The organism is Reyranella sp. (genome assembly GCF_052439685.1).
GTDB lineage: Bacteria > Pseudomonadota > Alphaproteobacteria > Reyranellales > Reyranellaceae > Reyranella.
In genome coordinates this window covers 13,800-31,887 of sequence record NZ_JBQVQG010000006.1, presented here as the reverse complement: position 1 = coordinate 31,887, position 18,088 = coordinate 13,800, and the positions used below count along the sequence as shown (strand labels likewise).

General features: G+C 66.8%; 24 protein-coding genes. 10 read left to right on the top strand and 14 right to left on the bottom strand.

The features are described from left to right. Window positions 1–3: 3 nt before the first annotated feature. From ACT6UX_RS10065 to ACT6UX_RS10055, 3 genes are all read right to left on the bottom strand, one after another. Window positions 4–450 carry a MarR family winged helix-turn-helix transcriptional regulator gene (locus ACT6UX_RS10065; protein ID WP_444775018.1) on the bottom strand — a complete coding sequence of 149 codons (447 nt, stop codon included), beginning with the start codon at window positions 448–450 and terminating at the stop codon, window positions 4–6. A 248-nt stretch (window positions 451–698) separates the two neighbouring features. Continuing rightward, window positions 699–1,772 (bottom strand): TauD/TfdA family dioxygenase, encoded by a 1,074-nt coding sequence (locus ACT6UX_RS10060; RefSeq protein ID WP_444775017.1) that lies wholly within the window; start codon window positions 1,770–1,772, stop codon window positions 699–701. A gap of 81 nt (window positions 1,773–1,853) precedes the next feature. Continuing rightward, entirely contained in the window at window positions 1,854–2,333 is a 480-nt protein-coding gene (locus ACT6UX_RS10055; RefSeq protein WP_444775016.1) for a GNAT family N-acetyltransferase, read from the bottom strand. A 48-nt stretch (window positions 2,334–2,381) separates the two neighbouring features. Between ACT6UX_RS10055 and ACT6UX_RS10050 the strand changes: the two genes are divergently transcribed. The 9 genes from ACT6UX_RS10050 (at window position 2,382) to ACT6UX_RS10010 (ending at window position 10,905) form a co-directional block, all read left to right on the top strand. Continuing rightward, window positions 2,382–3,530 carry an iron-containing alcohol dehydrogenase gene (locus ACT6UX_RS10050; protein ID WP_444775015.1) on the top strand — a complete coding sequence of 383 codons (1,149 nt, stop codon included), beginning with the start codon at window positions 2,382–2,384 and terminating at the stop codon, window positions 3,528–3,530. 1 nt (window position 3,531) lies between these two features. Continuing rightward, entirely contained in the window at window positions 3,532–4,308 is a 777-nt protein-coding gene (locus ACT6UX_RS10045) for an SDR family oxidoreductase (protein WP_444775014.1), read from the top strand. 63 nt (window positions 4,309–4,371) lie between these two features. Then, a complete protein-coding gene (locus tag ACT6UX_RS10040) occupies window positions 4,372–5,136 on the top strand; it encodes a TSUP family transporter (protein WP_444775013.1) in 765 nt (254 codons plus the stop codon). A gap of 36 nt (window positions 5,137–5,172) precedes the next feature. After that, the gene (locus ACT6UX_RS10035) at window positions 5,173–5,463 is read left to right on the top strand and encodes a hypothetical protein (protein ID WP_444775012.1); all 291 of its coding nucleotides are present in this window, start codon (window positions 5,173–5,175) and stop codon (window positions 5,461–5,463) included. Between the two features lie 112 nt (window positions 5,464–5,575). Further along, the gene (locus ACT6UX_RS10030; protein ID WP_444775011.1) at window positions 5,576–7,111 is read left to right on the top strand and encodes an ABC transporter substrate-binding protein; all 1,536 of its coding nucleotides are present in this window, start codon (window positions 5,576–5,578) and stop codon (window positions 7,109–7,111) included. Between the two features lie 33 nt (window positions 7,112–7,144). Next, entirely contained in the window at window positions 7,145–8,098 is a 954-nt protein-coding gene (locus ACT6UX_RS10025) for an ABC transporter permease (protein WP_444775010.1), read from the top strand. Beyond that, on the top strand, window positions 8,079–8,942 hold the full coding sequence (locus ACT6UX_RS10020) for an ABC transporter permease (protein WP_444775009.1): 864 nt from the start codon (window positions 8,079–8,081) through the stop codon (window positions 8,940–8,942). The genes ACT6UX_RS10025 and ACT6UX_RS10020 overlap by 20 nt, the downstream gene beginning before the upstream one ends. Next, window positions 8,939–9,949, top strand: a complete 1,011-nt coding sequence (locus tag ACT6UX_RS10015) for an ABC transporter ATP-binding protein (protein ID WP_444775008.1) — start codon at window positions 8,939–8,941, stop codon at window positions 9,947–9,949. The genes ACT6UX_RS10020 and ACT6UX_RS10015 overlap by 4 nt, the downstream gene beginning before the upstream one ends. Next, the gene (locus ACT6UX_RS10010) at window positions 9,946–10,905 is read left to right on the top strand and encodes an ABC transporter ATP-binding protein (RefSeq protein ID WP_444775007.1); all 960 of its coding nucleotides are present in this window, start codon (window positions 9,946–9,948) and stop codon (window positions 10,903–10,905) included. The genes ACT6UX_RS10015 and ACT6UX_RS10010 overlap by 4 nt, the downstream gene beginning before the upstream one ends. Before the next feature lie 6 nt (window positions 10,906–10,911). On the opposite strand, the gene ACT6UX_RS10005 is transcribed toward ACT6UX_RS10010, so the two are convergent. Together ACT6UX_RS10005 and ACT6UX_RS10000 are read right to left on the bottom strand one after the other, a co-directional pair. Next, a complete protein-coding gene (locus ACT6UX_RS10005) occupies window positions 10,912–11,637 on the bottom strand; it encodes an anti-sigma factor (RefSeq protein ID WP_444775006.1) in 726 nt (241 codons plus the stop codon). After that, window positions 11,634–12,281 (bottom strand): sigma-70 family RNA polymerase sigma factor, encoded by a 648-nt coding sequence (locus tag ACT6UX_RS10000; protein WP_444775005.1) that lies wholly within the window; start codon window positions 12,279–12,281, stop codon window positions 11,634–11,636. Before ACT6UX_RS10000 ends, ACT6UX_RS10005 begins: the two co-directional genes overlap by 4 nt. A 108-nt stretch (window positions 12,282–12,389) precedes the next feature. On the opposite strand from ACT6UX_RS10000, the gene ACT6UX_RS09995 reads away from it, so the two are divergent. Beyond that, window positions 12,390–13,166 (top strand): DUF4394 domain-containing protein, encoded by a 777-nt coding sequence (locus ACT6UX_RS09995; RefSeq protein WP_444775004.1) that lies wholly within the window; start codon window positions 12,390–12,392, stop codon window positions 13,164–13,166. A gap of 234 nt (window positions 13,167–13,400) precedes the next feature. On the opposite strand, the gene ACT6UX_RS09990 is transcribed toward ACT6UX_RS09995, so the two are convergent. From ACT6UX_RS09990 to ACT6UX_RS09950, 9 genes are all read right to left on the bottom strand, one after another. After that, window positions 13,401–14,600: a tyrosine-type recombinase/integrase gene (locus tag ACT6UX_RS09990; RefSeq protein WP_444775003.1), complete on the bottom strand. Its 1,200-nt coding sequence runs from the start codon at window positions 14,598–14,600 to the stop codon at window positions 13,401–13,403. Window positions 14,601–14,613: 13 nt separating this feature from the next. Continuing rightward, window positions 14,614–14,943, bottom strand: a complete 330-nt coding sequence (locus ACT6UX_RS09985) for a helix-turn-helix domain-containing protein (protein WP_444775002.1) — start codon at window positions 14,941–14,943, stop codon at window positions 14,614–14,616. Window positions 14,944–14,946: 3 nt separating this feature from the next. Next, complete coding sequence (locus ACT6UX_RS09980) at window positions 14,947–15,297, bottom strand: DUF2493 domain-containing protein (RefSeq protein WP_444775001.1); 351 nt, start codon at window positions 15,295–15,297, stop codon at window positions 14,947–14,949. Further along, entirely contained in the window at window positions 15,290–15,598 is a 309-nt protein-coding gene (locus tag ACT6UX_RS09975; protein WP_444775000.1) for a hypothetical protein, read from the bottom strand. The genes ACT6UX_RS09980 and ACT6UX_RS09975 overlap by 8 nt, the downstream gene beginning before the upstream one ends. A 58-nt stretch (window positions 15,599–15,656) precedes the next feature. Beyond that, a complete protein-coding gene (locus tag ACT6UX_RS09970; protein ID WP_444774999.1) occupies window positions 15,657–16,043 on the bottom strand; it encodes a hypothetical protein in 387 nt (128 codons plus the stop codon). Next, on the bottom strand, window positions 16,040–16,453 hold the full coding sequence (locus ACT6UX_RS09965; protein WP_444774998.1) for a hypothetical protein: 414 nt from the start codon (window positions 16,451–16,453) through the stop codon (window positions 16,040–16,042). The genes ACT6UX_RS09970 and ACT6UX_RS09965 overlap by 4 nt, the downstream gene beginning before the upstream one ends. Before the next feature lies 1 nt (window position 16,454). Beyond that, entirely contained in the window at window positions 16,455–16,754 is a 300-nt protein-coding gene (locus tag ACT6UX_RS09960; RefSeq protein WP_444774997.1) for a hypothetical protein, read from the bottom strand. A 195-nt stretch (window positions 16,755–16,949) separates the two neighbouring features. Continuing rightward, the gene (locus ACT6UX_RS09955) at window positions 16,950–17,111 is read right to left on the bottom strand and encodes a hypothetical protein (protein WP_444774996.1); all 162 of its coding nucleotides are present in this window, start codon (window positions 17,109–17,111) and stop codon (window positions 16,950–16,952) included. Beyond that, window positions 17,111–18,040 (bottom strand): hypothetical protein, encoded by a 930-nt coding sequence (locus tag ACT6UX_RS09950; protein WP_444774995.1) that lies wholly within the window; start codon window positions 18,038–18,040, stop codon window positions 17,111–17,113. The genes ACT6UX_RS09955 and ACT6UX_RS09950 overlap by 1 nt, the downstream gene beginning before the upstream one ends. Window positions 18,041–18,088 lie beyond the last annotated feature (48 nt).

Here is an 18,088-nt window from a genome sequence, read left to right as displayed (position 1 = left end):
GTCCTACTTGGTGGGGATGGTCTTGAGATCGTGGCGGCGCACGATCTCCTTCAGCGCGTTCTCAAGCGCCGCGCGTTCCGCCGGTTCCAGATGGCCGAAGAACTCGGCATCGTTGCGGTCGGCCAGTTCTGCCAGCGTCGGCACCAGCGTGCGGCCGTCGTCCGTCAACGACAGCGTCTGCTGGCGCCGGTCCTCGGTCGAGGCGGTGCGCGCGATCAATTCCTTGGCAATCAGCCGGTCGGCCAGCTTCGAGATCGCCCCGCGGGTCATCCCCAGCCGGTCGGCCAACGTGCTGGGTTGGATATCGGCGAGGTCGAACAGCTCGCGCAGCACGACCCATTCGGCAACGGTAACGTCGCGCGCCTGCAGCTTGAGGCTGAAGGCGTGCGAGACTTGATTGGACACGAAGCGCAGCCAGTAGCCCAGATGGTTTTCAAGGTCGGACGTCATTTGTTGAATAGGAAACTATATGGATGTGATTTCCTAGTCAACTACTGTGCGTGCGCATGAAGCTGCGCCCCGGCGATATCGTCAACCAGCACAAACGAAATAAGCGAAATAAACGAAACATTCAAAACGGAGGGAGACTTCCGAATTTGTGGTAACCGCTTACCGCGCGAATCTCCGGGCCACACCGCTCATGACGCGCCACTTCAGCGCGGGGTACCCCGCGCGCAGTGGCGCGCCCCCGGCAATGATCAGAGCTCGATCTGGCGGATGCCGCCGCGCGGGCGGCCCGCCTCGATCTCCTGCCACAGGACCTCGTGACCCTGGGGCAGGGGGCGGTTGTTGCGCATGGTGAGCCAGAGGCGCAGCAGCATGCGGTCGTGGCCGGATGTGGCGTCGTCCTCGAACGGCGTGCGGCCGTGATAGGTGACGTGGCTGTTGATCAGCTGCAGGTCGCCGGGTTCGAGCGTCATCTCGAAGCAGAGCTCTTCGGCGGTTTGCATCAGCACGTCGATCGCCTCGCGCTGGGCGTCCGTCAGCTTCGGCACGCCGGGCGCCATCTGCGCTGCCTCGATGAAGGTCAGCGAATAGTGCGACGTGAACTTGCCGTCGCGCAGGCCGAAGATCGGCAGCGGATAGGCGGTCTCGCGCGTCGTCGCCTCGCCGTCCTTCTTGGTGCCCTCCTCGCCGAAGCGGCTGCGCCAGTAGTCCTGGAACAGCAGGTCGAGCAGGTCGGGCCGGCGCTCGAGCATCGCGTTGTGGATGGCGGGCGTCGAGGCGAGCTTGCTGACGCCGCCGGCGCGGGCCTGGCGCACGCACAGCAGGGTCACGACGTCAGTGCGGTCGGTGTGGAAGCGCAACGCGCCGTTGGTCAGGGTGCGGGCATAGGAGGAGAGAAAGGTCGAGCCCTTCTCGTCCTTGGTCTCGCCGTAGGTGCGACCGACATGGGCGCCCTCGTCGCGAATGGCGCGCATCAGTTCGCCATTGCGGTTCTGGAAGACCGGCGTGCCGACATGCGTGCCGATGGCGAAATAGAGGCGCCGCAGATCCTCCTCGCTGTAGCGATCGACCGGGATGCCGCGCAGCTTCACGATGCCGCTGCCATTCTCCAGCTCGTCGGCGATATCGTCGAACAGCTCGTCGAGGGTCGGCAGGTGGAAATCGTCGCGCGAAATCTCCGACCATTCCATGCCGCGCAGGCCCTTCAGCGCGGCGTCGAGCTCGTCGACGCCATCTTGCGTGAGGGTGCGAATCCAACGCGTGGAATTCTTGATGTCCTGGCCATGCCAGACAGATGGACCGGTGAGGGGTGTGCGGCTGCTCATGCCTTTCAGAATAGCAGATCGTGCCCCCGGTTGCTCAACGGTCAATCGGTCGCGTCGGTGCGAGGCACGGAAGAATTTCGGTCAGGAAAGTGACTTGCGCATGTTGATCGAGGTCGGATAGTCGAAACCCGGATGGGCCTCGCGCGATGTCTCGCGGTAGCCAAGCGCGTGGAACAGACGCTGGTTGTCCGTGAGCACGATGCGCACGGCCAGGCGGATACCCGAAAGGCTGCGACGGCGGGCCTCGGCTTCGACGGCATCGATCAGTTGCCTGGCGAGGCCCTGGCCGCGCGCCGACGGGAGAACCGAGAGGCGGCCGAAATAGAGGTCACCCTCCTTTTCCTCGACGAGCACGCAGCCGATCATTTCGCCGTTCCGCTCCGCGACGATCGCGCTGGCGCCGCCGTCGAGTTCGGCGGCGATGGTCGCGGCCGTCTCGCGAAAGGCGCCGGATTCCGGCACGAGCCTGCCGCGATATTGGGCGAACGATGCGGCGATCACGGCGGCCATGCCGGCGGCGTCGTCGGCGGTCGCGGTGCGCAGGACGAGGGTGTCGCTCATCCGTAGGTTCTCGCGTAGGCTGCGGCCAAAATCGAGAGGAATTGCCGGATGGCCCTGATCACTTACCTGACCCGTATCCAGTTCGACTTCGGCGCTCTGAAGCTGCTCGAGCAGGAATTGCAGCTCATGGGCATGCGGCGCCCTCTGATCGTCACCGACAAGGGCGTCATCGCGGCCGGCCTGTGGGCCAAAGTCAAGGAACAGCTGCCAGGCAACATGCCGATTACGATCTACGACGAGACACCGGAGAATCCGACCGAGGCGGCGATGCGCGATGCGCTCAGGATCTATAAGGAAGAGGGCTGCGACGGCATCATCGCCATCGGCGGCGGCTCGCCGATGGATCTGGCCAAGGCCGTCGCACTGATGGCGACGCATCCCGGCCCGTCGCTGCAGGCCTATTCGTTCGTCGAGGGTGGGGCAGGCAAGATCACCGCGGCGGTGGCGCCCATGGTGGCGATCCCGACCACCTCCGGCACCGGCAGCGAAGTGAGCCGCGGCGGCGTCATCATCATGGATTCGGGCCGCAAGCTCGCGATTGGCAGCCCGTACCTCATTCCGCGGCTGGCGCTGATCGACCCAGAGCTGACGATGAGCCTGCCGCCGCATCTCACGGCTGGCACCGGCATGGATGCGCTCACGCATAATATCGAATGCTATCTCGCCAACGTCTTCAATCCGCCGGCCGATTCGATCGCGCTCGATGGGCTGGAGAAGGCCTGGAAGTACGTAGAGCGCGCGACCAGGGACGGGCAGGATCGCGAGGCGCGCTACAACATGGCGGTCGCTGCCATGGAGGGCGCCATGGTGTTCCAGAAGGGGCTGGGCGCCGTGCATGCGCTCTCGCATCCGACCGGTGGGCTCAAGGGTTACCGCCTGCATCACGGCACCTTGAACGCGATCTATCTCCCCGCCGTGCTGCGCTTCAACGAGCCGGCGGTGGGCGACAAGTTCAAGCGCGTGGCGCAAGTGATGGGCCTGTCCGAAAGCGAAGCCAATGCCGACGGCGTGGCCAATGCCGTGTCGGCGCTCAACGAGCGGCTGGGCATCCCGAAGGGGCTCGGTGCGGCGGGGCTGGCGCAGGAGACGATCGAGAAGATCGCCGAAGGCGCGATGGGGGACCATTGCCACCTCTCGACGCCGCGTCAGCCGACCAAGGCGCAGTACATCGATCTGATCGAACAATCGTGGGGCTGACATGAAGGTCAAGGGCAAGGTCTGCGTCGTCACCGGCGCGGCGGGCGGCATCGGCGAGGCGATCGCCCGGCGCTTTGCGAAGGAAGGCGCCAAGGGGCTGGTCGTGGCCGACATGGACGCCGGCCGACTCGGCAAGGTGGCTAAGGACATCGGGGCCCTCGCGGTGGCGGGCGACATCGGCCAGGAGGCCGAGGTGAAGCGCCTGATCGCCGAGACGGAGAAGACGTACGGCGAGATCGACATCTTCTTCTCCAATGCGGGCATCGGCCGCGGCGGCCACGAGGATGCGACCGACAAGGACTGGGCCGATTCGTGGGCGATCCATGTCATGGCGCATGTCTATGCCGCGCGGGCGCTGGTGCCGCAGATGCTGAAGCGCGGCGAGGGCTATCTACTCAACACCGCGAGCGCGGCCGGCCTGCTGGCCTCGATGGGCTCGGCGCCCTATGGCGTCACCAAGCACGCGGGCGTGGCGCTGGCCGAGCATCTTTCCATCCAGTACGGCGACCGCGGCATCCGCGTCTCCGTGCTCTGCCCTCAGGCCGTCGACACCAACATGCTGCGCATGGCCGGTGCGACCGCGGCCTCGGTCGACGGCGTGATCAACACCGACGCGGTGGCCCAGACGGTGATCGAGGCGATGGACGAGGAGCGCTTCCTGATCCTGCCGCACCCCGAGGTGAAGGAATACATGGTGCGCAAGCTCGACCGCGACCGCTGGCTGCGCGGCATGCGCCGCCTGCGCGACAAGACAGGTGAGGGACAGGAGAAGCGCTAAACTCAACCCAGCTTCCTCCTCCGTCAAACGGGGGAGGTGAAAGAGATGGGTTAACGGCCTCCCATGCTCCCCTACATCCAATCGTTGTTCGCCGAGACCGGCCTGTGGATCGCGCTGGGCGTAACGCTGGTCGCGGGCCTGATGCGCGGATTCGCGGGCTTCGGTTCGGCTATGCTGATGGCGCCGATCTTCGCCATCCTGTTCGGCTCGGCCGAAATGGTGGTGACGGTGGTCGCCATCGAGCTCGTCGTGTCGCTGCAACTCTTCCCGCAGGTCCGTCGGCATGCCGACTGGACGGTGCTGACGCCGATGAGCATCGCGGCCTGTCTCGCGATGCCGGCGGGTGTCTGGCTGCTGGCCAGCGTCGACAAGAACACGATCGTGACGGCGGTGTCGGCCGTCATCGTGGCCTTCGTGCTGCTGATGTGGACCGGCTGGAAATATACCGGCCGGCGCTCGGCGGCTGCGACGGTGATCGTCGGCGCCGTCTCGGGCGCGATGATGGCCACGACCAGCGTCGGTGGGCCGCCGGTGCTGCTTTATCTCCTGTCGGGCAACGATCCACCGCAGGTCAACCGCGCCAACATCGTCACCTATTACTTCCTGACGCAGTTCCTGCTGATCGTGATCGTGCTGGCCACCGGCGTCGCGGGCGTCGACGCGCTGGTCCGCGCCGTCGTGCTGTTTCCGGTCATGGTGGTGGGGGCCTGGGCCGGCGGGCGGCTGTTCCACGGGCTCGCCAGCGAGCGACTCTACCGCAACGTCGCCCTCGCGATCCTATTCCTGACCGGCCTGTTCGGTCTTTTGAGGAACTGGCTGGTGAGCTGAGAGGCGGTGTATGCTGCACCATCCATGGAGATTTGCATGCGTATCATCGCCGCCGGATTTACCGCTCTCGTCCTGACCGTGAGCCTGTCGTCTGCCTCCCGTGCCGACGACCTCCTGAAGGAGTGCATGGTCACGGCCTCCGAGAAGATGTGCCAATGCATCATCGGGCGCATCCCGGCCGACCAGCGTGCCAACGCGATCCTCGGGCTGCGCAAGTCGAACCAGTCGGTGAGTGTGAGCGGCAACCTGCTCAACCCGTCGAACCTGTCGCCGCAGGAAATGCAGGGTCTCAACGCGGTCGTCGCGGCCCAGGCCTACTGCATGTAGCCTGCGGAACGTCAGGCGCTCCGCAATCCTCTAGGCTTGCGCTGAACGTCGCGTTATCCTGCCGCCCATAGAGTTGATGCCGGTTAACGGCGCGATCCATGGGAGGGCCTTAATGGCACTGTTTTCACGCAGATTCGGTCTGGTGGCGGCGCTCGCCGTCGGTCTTGCGGCTCCGGCCTTCGCTCAGGCGCCGGCCGCAGCCCCGGTGCGCGGCGGCGCCTTGACGATCGGGGTCGAGAGCGACTTCGAAGGCTTCGATCCTATCCGGGCCGGCGTTTATTCGAATTCGACGGTGACGGCGGCCTCGCTGTTCTACGAGACGCTGATGCGGCTCGACGACAAGGGCAACCTGCTGCCTGCGCTCGCTCTGTCGATGACACCGAACGAGGATGGCAGCGTCTGGACGGCCAAGATCCGCCCGAACGTAAAATGGCACGACGGCACGCCGTTCACCGCCCAGGGCGTTGCCGATCATTTCAACCGTCTGCTCGATCCGGCCAACCGTTTTGCCGGCCGTGCCTATCTCGCGATCGAGAAGGTCGAGGCGCCGGACGATCTGACCGCCGTGTTCAAGATGCGCGGCCCCAACGCGGCACTGCCGAAGACACTGGCGCAGCCGACCGTCACGACGCTGATCATTTCAGTCAAGGCCGCCCAGGAGAAGGGCGCCGACTACAACCGCAATCCCGTCGGCACCGGCCCGTTCGTGTTCAAGGAATGGCGCGCCGCCGACCGCCTGGTCGCCGAGCGCAACCCCGACTACTGGGACAAGGACAAGCCCTATCTCGACCGCGTGACCGTGCGGCCGCTCCCCGATTCCGACGCCCGCTACGCCAGCCTGGTGAAGGGCGACGTCCAGGTGATCTGGGAAGATCGGGCCGAGAACATCGTCAAGGCCAAGAAGGACAAGAACCTGCGCGTGCTGACCTGGGTGGGCAGCGGCGCGCTCGTCATTCCGCTCAACACCCAGCGCGAGCCGCTGAACGACAAGCGCGTGCGCCAGGCCGTCTCGATGGCGCTGAACCGCAAGGCCAACGCCGCCGTCCTGACCCAGGGGCTTCGTCCGGTCTACGACGATCCCTATGGGCCGAGTTCGGGCATCGAGTGCAAGGATAGCGGGGCGCTGAAGTACGATCCGGCAGCCGCGCGCAAGTTGATCGCGGACTACGGCAAGCCTGTGAAGCTCACCATGACGGTCACCGCCTCGCCGCGCGGCCGCGAGGGCGCGCAGGTCTTCCAGGCCGACATGAAGAAGGCCGGCATCGACGTCGAGATCAAGCCGGTCGACCAGACGCAGCTGGTGAAGGAGGCGCTGACGCGCGACTTCCAGGTCACCGGCTGGCGCATCATCGATCTGGCCGACGTCGATCCGCAGATGTTCGCCAACTTCCACTCCAAGAGCCCGATCAACTTCTCCGGCTACAACAACGCCGAAGTCGACCGGCTGCTGCTGGTCGGCCGCACCAGCCTCGACGAGAATAAGCGCAAGGCGGCGTACTGCGACCTCATCAAGATCCTGAACGACGATGCGGTGTGGCTGTGGTCCGGCAGCAACATCGACTTCGCCATCACCCGCGCCAACGTGCACGGCATTCCGGGGCTGCGCGGCGGCGCGGTGCAGGTCGAAGGCGCGTGGCTCTCGAAGTAGGGGAAGTGCGAGGCGAGTAGCGTAGGGTTTCCGATGCAGTGGCTTGCGCGCCAGATGGTGCGGCTGGTGGTCGTGCTGTTCTGCGTCACCCTGCTCACCTACATGATCGTGAACATCCTGCCGGGGGACGTGGCGATCGTGATCCTGGGGAGCCTCGCCACTCCGGAGGACATTGCGGGCCTCCGCGCCGACCTCGGCCTCGACCGGCCGATGCTGGTGCGCTACTTCGACTGGCTCGGGTCGGCGCTGTCGGGTGACCTCGGCCGCTCTTACCGCAGCGGCGAGCCCGTGGTGCAGGCGATCCTCGACCGTCTGCCGGTGTCGCTGCAGCTTATGGTGATGGCGCAGGTCATCGCGCTGGGAATCGCGGTTCCTGTGGCGCTGCTGTCGGTGCGGCGACCCGGCGGTCTGTTCGATCGCATCTCGGCCTCGGCCGCCTTCGGTTTTCTCGCGATGCCCAACTTCATGCTGGGGATCGTTCTGATCTACCTGTTTTCGGTCACCTTCGATCTTCTGCCGGCGACCGGCTTCACGCCCATCTCGGAAGGACTGTGGGAGAACATCGAATCGATGATCCTGCCGTCGCTGACGCTGGGGTTGATCGAGTGGACGGTGCTGATGCGCGTCCTGCGCTCGGACCTGCTGACCACCCTCAAGGAGGATTTCATCCTGCTGGCGCGGGCCAAGGGCCTGCCCCAGTGGCGCGTCCTGATCCAGCACGCGCTGCGGCCCTCGTCGTTTACCCTGATCACCATCCTCGGGCTCAACATCGGCGGGCTGATCGGCGGCGCGGTGATCGTGGAGCAGATCTTCGCGCTGCCGGGCGTCGGCCGCCTGCTGCTGGGCGGCATCTTCAATCGCGACCTGATCCTCGTGCAGGGCACCGTGGCCTTCATCGCGGTGGGCTTCGTGGTCATCAACTTCCTGGTCGACATGCTCTACGCCGTGCTCGACCCGAGGGTGCGTCATGTCCGCTTCCGCAGCTAAGGTCGCCGCCATCGCCGCGGCGGGGCCACGCCGCCGCTGGCCCTGGGCGCTCGCCCTGCCGCTGGGTTGGTTGCTGCTCGTCGTCTTTCTGGCGATCACCGCCGACTGGATCGGGCTGCCCGACCCGTCGGCGCAGGAACTGATCCTGCGCCGCAAGCCGCCCTCGGCCGAGTTCCTGCTGGGCACCGACAATCTCGGCCGCGACATGCTCTCCCGCGTGATCTACGGCGCCCGTACCTCGCTGATCGTGGGCATCTGTGCGCCGATCCTGGGCTTCCTGATCGGCGGCGCCATCGGCATGAGCGCCGGCTACTTCCGCGGCAAGGTCGACATGCTGGCGGTCGGCTTCATCGACATCCTGCTGGCCTTCCCGTCGCTGGTGCTGGCGCTCACCTTCACCGCCTATCTCGGGCAGAGCCTGTTCAACGTCACCCTGGCGCTGGGCATCCTGTCGATCCCGGCCGCGGCACGGGTGGCGCGGGCCAATACGCTCGCTTGGGCAAACCGCGACTTCGTGCTGGCCGCCCGCACCGTCGGCGCCAGCGACTGGCGCATCCTGACGCGCGAGATCCTGCCCAACCTGCTGCCGCCCATGTTCGCCTTCTGGCTGGTGGCGATCAGCGTGATCATCGTCGCCGAAGGCGCTCTGTCCTTCCTGGGACTCGGCATCCCGGCGCCGCAACCGAGCTGGGGCGGCATGATCGCCGACGGGCGCGAGGCGCTCGACGTGGCGCCCTACACGGCGCTGATCCCGGCGGCCGTGATGTTCGCCACCGTCCTGTCGCTCAACTTCGTGGGCGACATGGTGCGCAACATGGTCGATCCGCGGAGGTCGGCGCTGTGAGCGTCCCGGCGAAAAGTCCCGCGACGCTCCTGTCGGTGCGCAACGCCCAGGTGAGTTTCTCCACGGCACGCGGCCCGCTGCGTGCCGTCGACGGTGTGTCGTTCGATCTGCACGAGGGGCAGACGCTCGGCATCGTGGGCGAATCCGGATCGGGCAAGTCGGTGCTGGTGCGCTCGCTGATCGGCCTGGTCGGCGCCGGGGCGGGCGCCGGTGTGGCCGGCCAGGTCCTGTTCGAGGGGCGCGATCTTCGCGGCCTGCCGCCCCGGGAGTTTCGCAAGGTCCTCGGCACCGAGATCGGCATCGTGTTCCAGGATCCAATGACCTCGCTCAATCCGGTGATGAAGATTGGCCGCCAGATCGGGGAGGGGCTGCGCCTCAACCGCGGACTGGATGCGAAGGCGGCCGCGCGCCGCGCCGTCGAATTGCTGAACGAGGTTGGCATCCCGGAGCCAGAACGCCGCGCGGGGCAGTATCCGCACGAGATGTCGGGCGGCATGCGGCAGCGTGTGGCGATCGCCATCGCGATTGCCTGCGCGCCCAAGCTCCTGATCGCCGACGAGCCGACGACGGCGCTCGACGTGACGGTGCAGCGCCAGATACTCGACCTGTTGCAGGGCGAACAGCGCCAGCGCGGCATGGCGATGATCCTGATCACCCACGATCTCGGCGTGGCGGCGGGCCGCAGCGACGACATCATGGTCATGTATGCCGGCCGCGCGGTGGAGACGGCAGCAACCCGCGAGATCTTCCGCTCGCCGCGCATGCCGTACACCGAGGCGCTCCTGCGCTCGCTGCCGCGGCTCACCGATCCCACCCACACGCGGCTCAGTGCCATTCCCGGCCGCCCGCCAGACCTGGCGCGGCGCAGTGTTGGCTGTGCCTTCGGACCGCGCTGCCTCTATCGCACCGAACGGTGCGACACGGATCAGCCGGCGCTGACGATGGACGGCGGGCGCGGCTACGCCTGTTTCTATCCGAGGGGCATGGAGCCGGGAGGGGCGGCATGAGCGATCTCCTCTCGATCCGGAACCTCGTGGTCGAATACCCGGTGGGGGGTCGCCGCCACGTTCATGCCGTCAGCGATGTCACGCTGTCGGTGAAGCAGGGCGAGACGCTGGGGCTCGTCGGCGAATCGGGCTCGGGCAAATCCTCGCTGGCGCGCGCGCTGTTGCAATTGCCGCCGCCCAAGGCCGGCGGCGTCGTGTTCGACGGCAAGGACCTGACGCAGATGCGCGGCCAGGCACTGCGGGCCATGCGGCCGCGCTTGCAGATGATCTTCCAGGATCCGATCGCCTCGCTCAATCCGCGCCGTAGGGTCGCCGAGATCATCGCCGAGCCGCTGATCGTGTCGGGCCTATCCGATGCCGCCGAACGCACCCGCCGCGTCCGCGCCGTCATGGAGGCGGTCGGGCTCGATCCCGACCTCGTCTGGAACAGAAGGCCACACGAATTCTCCGGCGGTCAGTGCCAGCGCATCGCCATCGCGCGCGCCCTCGTCCTCGAGCCCAGCCTCATCGTATGCGACGAGCCGGTGTCGGCGCTCGACGTCTCGATCCGGGCGCAGATCGTCAATCTGCTGGAGGACATGAAGGCGCGATTCGGGCTTACGCTCCTGTTCATCGCCCACGATCTCGCGGTGGTGAAGTCCGTGTCGGACCGGGTGGCGGTCATGTATCTCGGCAGGCTCTGCGAGGTGGCCGATTCGGACTCGCTGTTCGCGACGCCGGCGCATCCCTATACCGCCGCGCTGATGGCCGCGATCCCCGTGCCAGATCCGGACGTGCCTCTGGGCGATACGAGACTGAAGCCCGGCGACCCGCCATCGCCGCTCGATCCGCCCTCGGGCTGCCGCTTCCGCACGCGCTGCCCGTATGCGCAGCCCCGTTGCACGGACGAGGTGCCGCCGCTGCGCCAGTTCGCGCCCGGCCGCGAGGTCGCCTGCCACTTCCCGCTGGTGGGCTGACGCCGACTACAGCGTCCGCGCCGTTGTGCCCTTGTAGAGGATCGGTCCCGTCGGGCGGCCGGTCGGCGAACCACCGGACGGTTCCAGCGTGATCTCGAAGAGCTGGTCGGCGGCCGTGGTCGGCAGCCGCTCGAGATCGAGAGATGTCGCGCGGGCGCGGTCGAGCAGGCCGACCGATCGCGGGCCGACCTCGCGATTCCAGAGCGTCCAGACCTGCAAGGAGCGGCCGGCCGGTACGGTAATGTCGACGAGCGGGATCATCTCGACCCTGCCATTGGCGAAGGCGTTCACGATGGCGCCGGCCTGGCGCGTCGCATCGTCGACCAGGATGGCGACATAGACCGGCTTGCGGGCCGCCACCTCCTGGGCGTGCCGCACGGTCACCGTGGTCACGACCGCGAGGGCAAGAGTGGCGATGACCCCGGACAGCGCCGCGATCCGCAGCGCGCCGAGGCTGTTCCACAACCGGGGCAGAAGGCCGTTCGGCGTCTCCGGCGGAGTGGGAACCGCCGTGCCCATGCCGGCCTCGATGCGGCGCCACAGCTGTTCCGGCGGCATGACCGGATCTGCGGTGTCGTCGAACGCCGCGAAATGTGTCCGCCAGGCCGCGACCTCGCGGGCGAAGCCGAGATCGGAGGAGAGGCGGCGCTCTGCCGCAGCGTGCGTGTCGGGCTCCAGCAGGCCCAGGACAAATTCGGCGGCGTGGATTCGGTCGTCGCGGTCGGGCGTCATCCCAGGCACTCCTGCAGGGAGACGAGTCCGCGGCGTATCCAGCTCTTGATGGTGCCGAGCGGCATGCCGAGGCGCCCCGCCAGCTCGCCGTGACTGAAGCCGTGCACATAGGCCAGGACGATCGCATTGCGGCGGCCCGTATCGAGCTGCTCCAGGCAGTGCCGCAAGGCGCTGGACTCAGGGAGGCGCGATAGTGCCGAATCAGGCTCCGGCAAGTCGCCGTCCGCCGGCTCATCGGTGCCAAAACGCCCTTCGTCGCGCAGGATGGTCAGCGCCTGGTTCCGCACGATCGTGAAGATCCAGGCGCGCGCGGAGCCGCGCGATGGATCGTAGCTGCGCGCGCTGCGCCAGATGCGCATGAAGGCGTCGTGCGTTGCCTCTTCGGCAAGATCCCGGCGGCGCAGGATGCGGATCGCCACGCCGACCATGCGGGCAGCCTCGAGATCGTAAATGACGCGCAGAGCGGACGACTCGCCGGCGGCGCATCGCACGATCGCGGCCGAAACTTCCGCTTCGAGCGCCGACTGATCGGAGGACAAAACTGCCGCCATCGCTTCCTGGCCTACCTCCCTGTGGTCGTTCGCGCCGGTCGACGCCGTTGCGACTTCTTCAAGAATACTTCCGAAACCGGCGATTGGATGCATCCGAGATGCAATCTCGATTCTTTTTTCGGGCGCTGCATCCAATCGCACCGGTCGGCCGGTATCCGCTGCATGACCCGCTTATGGGTCGGCAACGGATGGAGAGACCCAATGACAGTGAAGGCATTCCTGGCGGCTTCGACCGCCCTGGTGGCGCTGACGGGTACGGCGCAGGCGGCGGACGTCGCCGCCCTGATCGGAAACGACACGATCGCCATCGTCGACACCTCGGCGAAGAAGGCGACGAAGAAGATGAAAGTCGAGGGCGTTGCGGGCCCGCTGGTCGGCATCGACGTGCGGCCGGCCGACGGCATGCTCTACGCGCTGGCCGCGGACGGCACGCTTTACACGATCGCGATGGATGGCAAGGCCACGAAGAAGTCGAAGCTCGAGACGATGCTGCCGGCCGGCTCGGCCGCGACGGTCGACTTCAATCCGGTCGCCGACCGGCTGCGCGTCATCGGCAGCGACGGCACCAACCTGCGCGTCAACGTCGACGACGGCAAGGTCATCAAGGACGGCGGCCTGAAGTACGCCGACGCCGATGCCAACAAGGGCAAGGCGCCGAAGGTCATGGCCGGTGCCTACACCAACTCGGTCAAGGGAACGAAGGAAACGACGCTCCTCAACGTCGACACCACGACGGGCGCCCTGGTCAAGCAGGCGCCGCCGAACGACGGCATCCTCAACACGGTCGGCGCACTCGGCCCGAAGGTCGACGCGATCGCCTTCGACATCTGGTCGGACGGCGCGAAGAACGAAGGCTGGGCCATGACCGGCGACCAGCTCTGGTCGGTCGATCTGGCGAGCGGCAAGGCGACGCCCGTGGCCAAGATCGAAGGTCTGGGCGGCACCGTCATCGACATCGCCATCCTGCCGAAGAAATAGCGGCGCCCTGAAACGAAAACGGCGGACCCCAGGGTCCGCCGTTCTCTCGTAACCGATGCCATTGGCATCGGCCTCGCCGATTGGTCGGAGCGAGAGGATTCGAACCTCCGGCCCCTAGCTCCCGAAGCTACAGCCCGTTTCATAAGTGGTTGATTTCATTGAATATCGTCAACAGGAAGTGCCCCGGAATACTCCCAAACGACCCACCCTTTCCCAAACCGATCTCCAAACACGCTAGGCTCGTTTCTTGGGCCGCGGCACGGCCTCGAGGGCGCGCGCGACTTCCGCCCCTGCGATGGCCGTGTATCGCGCCGTGGTAGCCGGATCCTGGTGCCGGGCGGCCTCCTGCGTCGTGGCCGAAGAGGCGACCTTGGCGACCTCGGTGATATAGCGGGCGCGCACGTCGTGGACGCGGTGCCCTCGCGCGACGCCGGCCGCCTTTGCTGTCGTGCCCCATGATCGCCGGATGCTGGCAAGCGGCACCCACTCGACATCCTTCGGCTTCTTGCCGTCCAGCCACGCCCGCCAGTGCGCCCGGCCAGGCCATGTGACGAGATGCTGGACGCCACGGGCGCGCGCCTGCCGTGCCAGCCGGTTCAAGACCTCCCATCCGCCTGGCACCGGCCGTGCGAACTCGTCGCGCCGGCTCTTCGTCGTCGAGCCGGAAAACCGCAGCGCACGCTCCTCCCGATCGATATGCGCCAGCGTGACCGACAGTGCCTCGGCGCGCCGGAGGCCGAAGTAGCGGGCGAGGTCGAGGGCGTCGATCACCCATGGCGGCGCCTTGGCTAGACGCGCGAACAGCTCGGCATCGGGCATCGGTGCCGGCCTCCGCTTCGGCGCAGGCACCGGCTTGACCTCCGGCGGGAACGGCAACATCGGCTGGCCGCTCACGGGATCCTTGATCCGGTGGGCCTGGGTGAACGCCGCCCGCAGGCAGTTCAGCCGGTGGTTCACGCTGGCCGGCGATCGCTTCCGCTCGATCTTACCAGCCTTGCCCGGCGCCTTGTCGCGCTTGCGAGGTCCGCCACGCCAGACCTGCACCGGGGCTTCGGACGCATGGACGCGGTAGGCGTCGACCCGCTCCTGTCCGATGCCGGCGACCGGCGTGTCGGCGCCGAAAAAGACGAGCAGCTCCCGCCCGTAGAGCTTGAGGTTGGCGACGTGCTGGGCGGAACTCCCGACCTGAGACTTGATGTGGAGAGCGACGGCCTGGCCGAACGTGAAGCTGCCCGGGCGAGAGATCGATCGACTGGCCGTCTGACCAGCTCGAGCGCGTCCGCGGGCCAGCGCCTCATGCTCGCGCGCCTCCTTCTCGCTACGCGCCGGGCGGCCCGTTACGGGGTCGACGCACGGCCCGTGATGCCGGACGCCGTTCAGCCGGAAGTCGTAGCGCCACTCGCCGTTGCGCTGCCTGTTCTGAAAGACCGTCACCGGCCGGACGCTATTACAGCATGCCCATCGCGCGCAAATACCGCCGCGCCTCGGCGGCGCCTGGGCTGGCGGATTGCCGGCCGCTTTCGGCGGGTGCCGGCGTCGGCCGTTGGGCGGGGCCCAGCGTGTTGCGGCCCTTGTAGTGGCGGATCGAGGCGGCGTGGACCCGCACGCCGCGAGGGCTGGTGCCCTTGCCGACACGATGGCCGGTCAGGTCGCCGGAATCGATCAGCGCCCGCACCGTCGATGTCGCGCAGCCCAGCCGGCGCGCGGCCTCGGCGACGGTCACCGATTCCTCGGTGTCGTCGTCTTGGCTGGCGTCGGTGTGGGCGAGGCGGAGCATGGGTTATCGCACCTCGATCACGCGAACGCCGGCCGCCTTGGCGCGCCGCACCATGTCAGCCGTGCCAGTCCCGCCGGGGAAAGCCACGACCAGATCGGGCCTGCCCTCGTCGAGCATCTGCTGGTTCCGGATCGGTCCCGCGGCGCGACCGTGCGTCTTCCAGTCCGCCGCAAACCTTTGCTCCGGCACGCCGCGCTTGTAGGCCCATTCGGACGCGCACGAGTCCGCGCCGAACGCGCCACCGTGGATGATCAAGGTCGGCTTCGGGGCGAGGCCGTCGAGCACGCGGGAGACCTCGCGCATATCGCGGTAGGTGCGCCCGCCGCAGACGAGCACGCGATGCTCGTCATTCATCGCCGCCAGCCTCCAGCTCGCGCACGTACTTCTCATAGTCGCGATCCGACGCGGCCTCGGCCTTCGCGCGCAAGGTGGCCGACGCGCCCGCCACCGCCTTGCGGCCCGCCGCCGTGACCCAGCCATAGATGTAATCCGTCTTCGTCTTGAACGGGTCCGTGCGCAGGCGGAGCAGACCTTTCCGGATCAATGACTGGTGGTGGCGATTGCGCCAATGGATTGTCATCAGGCCGGTCTTGCCGCCGCCCTGTTCGATGAACTGCAGCGTGTTGAATTGTGCTGGCGTCAGTTTGGCGCTCATCGTGTCGTCCTCCTGTTGTGGTAGCCCATGGCGAGCATCGTGGCGGCGGTCATGGGCGCTAATCCCAATGTTCCTGGTCGGCGCGCTCCTGCGCGTCGCGGGCGATGGCAACCTGCTCGGCGGGCGTCAGAGAATCCCAGATCGCACGGGTCCGCCTCCCGACGTAGTTCCGCCAGTCGTGAACCCTTCCGCGGGCCTCCCAGTCCGGTGTGTTCGGCGTCGAGATCAAGACCGGGTCATCGTCCTCATCGGCCGCCGGTGGTTGCGAACGCCGGTCGAGAAGGTTCAGCGCTGCGGCGATCATGGCCGAAGTATCGAAGATATGTCCGGGCGCCGCCGGCTTCATCTCGACGATGGGGTGTCCTTCGAATCGGAGCACGAACAGCTTCCCGTCATTTGACGCAGATGTGACAGTCCATTTTCCAGCATGGGCTGGGTCGCTCATCCCGCCTCTCCTTCCTTGTCTGGCGCTTTCCCGTCATGGGAGAGGGAACGGATGGCGGCGGCGAGATTCCGCGCCGTTACCCAAGCCCCATCCAAAAAGCCAGCGCCGTAGGAATAGGGGTCGTAGTCTTTGCCCTCCGCTTCCTTGTCGGCGAGTTTTTCTTCGCGTTCGTTATCCGCCATTTCATCCGCCACCTTCGCCGCCTCTTCCAACCCCAGTCTGCGGCCCTCAGAGGGGAGGGGGCGGCGAATAGGGACGATCTCGTAGCCGTTACCCGCGAGGGATTTGACGAAGAGTTCGTCGTCGTAGTTCGACCCGCCGGGGAAATCGACCATCGCGTCTTGCAACGCGACGTCCACAATGTTCGACAGCGTGCACGGCTTCAGTTCTGTCTCGCTGTTCTCGCTCATGTCAGGACCTGGGGGTGGGGAGGAGCTTGAGAAGCTCAAGCCAGTCGTTGATGTCGGCTTGGGTGGTGAAGTCGCGAACGTCGCCGCAGTCGTCGAGGAACACCTGACAGGTCTCCGCTGCGGCCTTTAGCGCCCTCTCCAGCTCCTTCACCCGCTCGGAAGAGGAGAGGAGGGCGCGGGCGAATCGAACCGAGTCAGGTTCGCCGCCAACCACGCCGATATAATTCCACTTCCGCATGTGTTCGCGTGCCGCCTCTACTGCCTTTTCCATCACGTTCTCCTGATCTTCCTTCTCGCTCATGCCGCCCTCGCCGCGTCGATGTTTCGCCGCTCGACGGTGAAGGTGATGGCGACTCTACCGAACCGACTTCCAGTCGCGCTTGCCAGCGGCCATCGACCCATTCGGTGGCGTTCGTGACGAGCTCGGCGGCTCGCTCCAGTTCCACCTTGCCCGGCGGATTGTTGTCGCCAATGCCGCGGCTCTCGGCGATGTCGGCTAGCGTGTCCATGTCTGATCCCGCTCCTGTTGCTTGGCGTTGTAGGCGGCCTCTGCCGCGTCGCCTTCCGGCGTGCCGCGATCACCCCAGGTCTCGCAGTCGACATCGACATGCTCGAAGATGGACGGCACCGCGCGGCCGCAAGTCGGACAGCGGGCCATCAGCGCGTCACCGAGTCAGTCTTGGGGAACACCCGCACGCCGGGAATCTTGAGCGTGCATTTGCCCTCGACCGTGGCCGCCCGGATCGCGCTGGCGATGAGGCCGTCATCGACCCGGCAATACTGGCGCGGCACTTTGGCGTGGTCCGTGACCTCGTGCTCATACACCGTGCGCAGGGATGAGATCGCACCGAGGTCGGTTCGGATGCGCGACATCTCGGCTTGCGAGGCGCCGGCGGCCTTCTTGGTTGCATTGGCCCGCTGCGCCGCCGCGGCGGCATCGTCGCGCGCCTTGTCGGCGATGCGCTGCTGTTCGCGGCGCTCGGCGTTCGCACGCTCGATCTCGGCTGCGGCGTCGCGCTTCTCCTGGTCGGCCTTCGCCTTCGCCTCAGCGGCCTCGCGGTCTCGCTTGGCCTTGGCGTCGGCAATGGCCTGGTCGGCGGCGGCCTTCTCGGCCTTCGCCTTGTCGGCAGCCTCTTTGTCCTGCGCGGCCTTGGCGTCGAGTTCACGTTGACGAGCCTCGCGCTTCTCCCGCTCGGCCCTCTCGATCTCAGCCTTGGCTTCGGCTTCGGCGCGCGCCTTGGCCTCGCGGCGCTCGCGTTCGACCCGCTCGGCCTCGCGACGGGCGTCTTCCTCAGCCTTCTTGGCATCGGCGAGCCGCTTCTCCTCCTCACGCTTGAGGCGCTCCTGCTCCTTGCGCGCCTCTTCGGCAGCGCGGGCTTCCTCGGCGCGGCGCCGCTTTTCCCGGTCGGCCTTCTCCCGCTGGTAGGGTGTCAGATACTCGACGTTCAGCTTCTTGTTGAGATTGTCGATGGGCGTGATCATGGCGTGGAAGAATCCATCGTTCGCCGCGATCATCTCCCGGAAAGGCTCGTTGGCGGCCTTGCGGGACCCCGCCATGGACGCCATCGGCGCCGTAGCGGACGACATGCTCGTTGCCGTCGACCATCACGGCGGCGACCAGCGGACCGCGCACGC